This is a genomic window from Psychromonas sp. (genome assembly GCF_983033635.1).
The window spans coordinates 1-3,841 of sequence record NZ_CEZLMY010000087.1 but is presented as its reverse complement, the minus strand read 5'-3'; the positions used below and the strand labels follow the sequence as shown (position 1 = coordinate 3,841).

Below are 3,841 nucleotides of genomic sequence, written 5' to 3'. Positions count from 1 at the left end.
GTTTTATATGATTCAACCATTGCCATTGAAGAATCAATTTCTGAAGTGGTAAAAACCATTGTCGAAGCAGGTTTAATTGTTTTAATTGTAATGATCCTGTTTTTAGGTTCATGGCGCGCGGTTATTATTCCGATTATTACTATTCCATTGTCACTAATTGGTGTGCTTGTGGTGATGCAGATGTTTGGCTTTACCATCAACCTAATGACTCTGTTAGCTATGGTTCTGGCAATCGGCTTAGTGGTAGATGACGCGATCGTTGTTGTGGAAAATATCGACCGTCATATTAAAGCGGGCGAAGATCCTTTCCGCGCGGCTATTATTGGTACACGTGAAATTGCGGTGCCCGTTATCTCGATGACCATCACCTTAGCTGCTGTTTATGCACCGATCGCTTTGATGGGCGGAATTACAGGATCACTGTTTACTGAGTTTGCATTAACACTGGCTGGCTCTGTATTTGTATCCGGTATTGTGGCATTAACGTTGTCACCTATGATGTGTAGTAAAATGCTTAAAAGCAATCATCAACCAAATCGTTTTGAACGTACTGTTGAAGCTGTACTGTCAGGATTAACTGAGCGTTATTCTCGTTTGCTCGATAAGTTAATGACACGTCGCCCTGCGGTGATCTTTTTTGCTCTTCTGGTGTTTATCTCCTTACCTTTCCTGTTTAAATTTATCCCCGCTGAGCTGGCGCCTAAAGAGGATAAAGGCGCATTAATGATGATGTCAAAAGCACCTGCAAATGCCAACCTTGACTACATTGAAAACAGTATGCGCGTGATAACGGCAGAGCTATCCAAACAGCCTGAAGTACAAAGCACACTAGGCATTTCCGGCGTGCCCAATGCCAACCAAGCATTTGGTATTGCCATTATGAAACCTTGGAGCCAACGAGAGAAGAACCCGAAAGAGCTTGCCACAGCCTTGCAGCCTACCTTTAATAGCGTAGCATCGGTCGCCACCACCGCTTTCCAAATGCCAGAATTACCGGGTTCATCAGGTGGTTTACCGGTGCAGTTTGTGATCACCACCTCCAATCCATTTGAAAGCTTAGTAAGTATCGCCTCAGATGTATTAGCAGCGACACAAGCAAACCCTAACTTTGTCTATTCAGAGCTGGATTTGGCTTTTGATTCTGCCACGATGAAGATCAAAATTGATCGCGATAAAGCAGGTGCATATGGCGTAACCATGCAGGATATCGGCATTACACTAGGAACACTACTCAGTGATGGTTACCTGAACCGTATCGATCTTGATGGCCGTAGTTACGAAGTAATTGCACAAGTTGAACGCAAGTATCGTTTATCGCCAGATAAACTAGGCAACTTTTTTGTAAAAGCTAAAAATGGCGATATGTTACCGCTTAGTAACTTAATAACCATTGATGTGGTTGCAGAGCCCCGCTCGCTACCGCACTTTAACCAGCTAAACAGTGCAACAATTGGCGCGGTATTAGCCCCTGGTTTTGCAATGGGTGATGCAATTAACTTCTTTGAAGAGCTTTCAACGACGAAATTACCACAAGGTTATCGCCATGATTACCTGGGTGAAGCGCGTCAGTTTGTATCTGAAGGTGGAGCATTATATATGACCTTCCTGCTGGCAATTTTAATTATCTTCCTGGTACTTGCCAGTCAGTTTGAAAGTATTCGCGATCCATTGGTTATCTTGATGACAGTACCGCTGGCCATCAGTGGTGCGCTAGTTGCACTTGCCTGGGGTGCTGCAACCATGAATATCTATACTCAAGTTGGTCTGATAACCCTGGTTGGTTTAATCACTAAACACGGTATTTTGATTGCAGAAGTAGCAAAAGAGGAGCAGTTACATCACGGTCTAGGTCGTATCGATGCAGTTAAAAAAGCGGCAACTGTACGTTTACGCCCAATATTAATGACCACAGCGGCGATGGTAGCCGGTTTGATTCCACTATTATTTGCAACAGGTGCGGGTGCGGTAAGCCGTTTTGGTATTGGTATCGTAATCGTAGCAGGCTTATCAATTGGTACGCTGTTTACCTTGCTGATTCTGCCAGTTATCTATTCGTTTATTGCAAGCTCTCACAAAGCAAGTGAAGAGTTTGACGAAACCTTAAAGCACAAGGTACATGAAAAAATTGAACAACTAGATTAACCAGCAATAAAAACCAAATAAAAACCAAATAAAAAGGCCTTATCGTTCTGCGTTAAGGCCTTTTTTATCGTAAATTGATCATCCGTTGTAAATAATTCGGTCTCATACTTCTGCCATTATTAGGCTTTCTCTATTTTCTGGCAATCAGCTGATTGAGGCTTATCAAGATAAGGTGACATTATAAGGGGTGAGAATCTATTAGGTGTATAGAAAACTAAGAGAACCTATTTGTAATTAAATAAGCACTATATTTATAAAGCAAAAAAGCCACTAAATAGTGGCTTTTCATTATTTATTCATAGCAACGAATTAAATACCGTACTGCTCGCGGTAGGCTTTTACACTGTCAAGATGCTTTTGCATTTCTGGTTTTGCTTCTAAGTAAGTAATCAGATCACTTAGCTGCACAATAGAAATAACTTTTGCACCGTAATCCCGCTCAACTTCCTGAATGGCTGAAAGCTCAGCTTTACCTTTCTCCTGGCGATCTAAGGCAATTAATACACCCGCAAGCTCTGCGTTATGCGCCTGGATAATATCCATAGACTCACGAATCGCAGTACCGGCAGTGATCACATCATCAACCAGCATCACTTTACCTGTTAATTCCGAGCCAACCAAACTGCCACCTTCACCGTGTGTTTTGGCTTCTTTACGGTTAAAGCAGTAAGGCAGATCTAAATCATAACCATCAGATAAAGCAACAGCTGTAGTCGTTGCAATTGGAATACCTTTATATGCAGGGCCAAATAACAGATCGTAATCGATAGCAGAATCCATTAATGCAGCCGCATAAAAACGTCCTAAACGTGCTAAATCACGTCCAGTATTAAAGAGGCCGGCATTAAAAAAATAGGGGCTGATTCGGCCTGATTTTAATGTGAACTCACCGAATTTCAAGACCTCTTTCTCGATAGCAAATTCAATAAACTCTTTCTGGTAATCTTTCATTTATTACTCCGCGTTTAATGCTTTTTTCTGCTCAAGGATAAACTTGCTAATCCCGCCATCCGCCAGGCTTAACATAGCTAACAACTCTTGATGGCTAAATGCACCCTCTTCAGCAGTGCCTTGAATCTCAATCATACCGCCAGTTTCTGTCATCACAACATTCATATCCGTTTCAGCATTTGAATCTTCATCGTAATCCAAATCGCACACTGGCGTACCTTTGTAGACACCAACAGAAACAGCTGCAATCATCTGCTTAAGCGGGCTTTTCTTCAATTTACCTTCTTTAACCATCCAGTTAAGTGCATCAACCAGTGCGACACAAGCACCTGTGATAGAGGCTGTACGTGTACCGCCATCGGCTTGAATCACATCACAGTCAACCGTGATCATGTTTTCGCCTAGTGCTTGTAAATCAACTGCTGCACGTAGTGAGCGCGCGATTAAACGTTGAATTTCTAATGTACGGCCACCCTGTTTGCCTTTTGCGGCTTCACGCATATTACGAGTATGTGTTGCACGAGGAAGCATTGCGTATTCAGCCGTTACCCAACCTTTGCCTTTGCCTTTTAAAAAACGTGGCACTGAATCTGAAACTGATGCGTTACAAAGTACTTTGGTATTACCCACTTCAATTAATACAGAACCTTCTGCATAGTCAGTGTAATTACGAGTAATTTTGATGTCGCGATTTTGTTCTGGAGTTCGATTACTAGGACGCATAAGTTAAAAAGCCTTCTAAAAAAAT

Annotated in this window: 3 protein-coding genes; 1 reads left to right on the top strand and 2 read right to left on the bottom strand. The window is 42.2% G+C overall.

Annotated elements, in window-relative coordinates:
* A partial coding sequence (locus tag AC4GME_RS11825) for an efflux RND transporter permease subunit (RefSeq protein ID WP_490379437.1) occupies window positions 1-2,142 on the top strand: 2,142 nt, incomplete at its 5' end.
* Window positions 2,143-2,451: 309 nt separating this feature from the next.
* Here the strand turns inward: AC4GME_RS11825 and pyrE are convergent.
* Both pyrE and rph read right to left on the bottom strand, forming a co-directional pair.
* Window positions 2,452-3,093: an orotate phosphoribosyltransferase gene (gene pyrE, locus AC4GME_RS11820; RefSeq protein ID WP_490376255.1), complete on the bottom strand. Its 642-nt coding sequence runs from the start codon at window positions 3,091-3,093 to the stop codon at window positions 2,452-2,454.
* A gap of 3 nt (window positions 3,094-3,096) precedes the next feature.
* Entirely contained in the window at window positions 3,097-3,816 is a 720-nt protein-coding gene (gene rph, locus AC4GME_RS11815) for a ribonuclease PH (RefSeq protein WP_490376256.1), read from the bottom strand.
* Window positions 3,817-3,841: the final 25 nt, after the last annotated feature.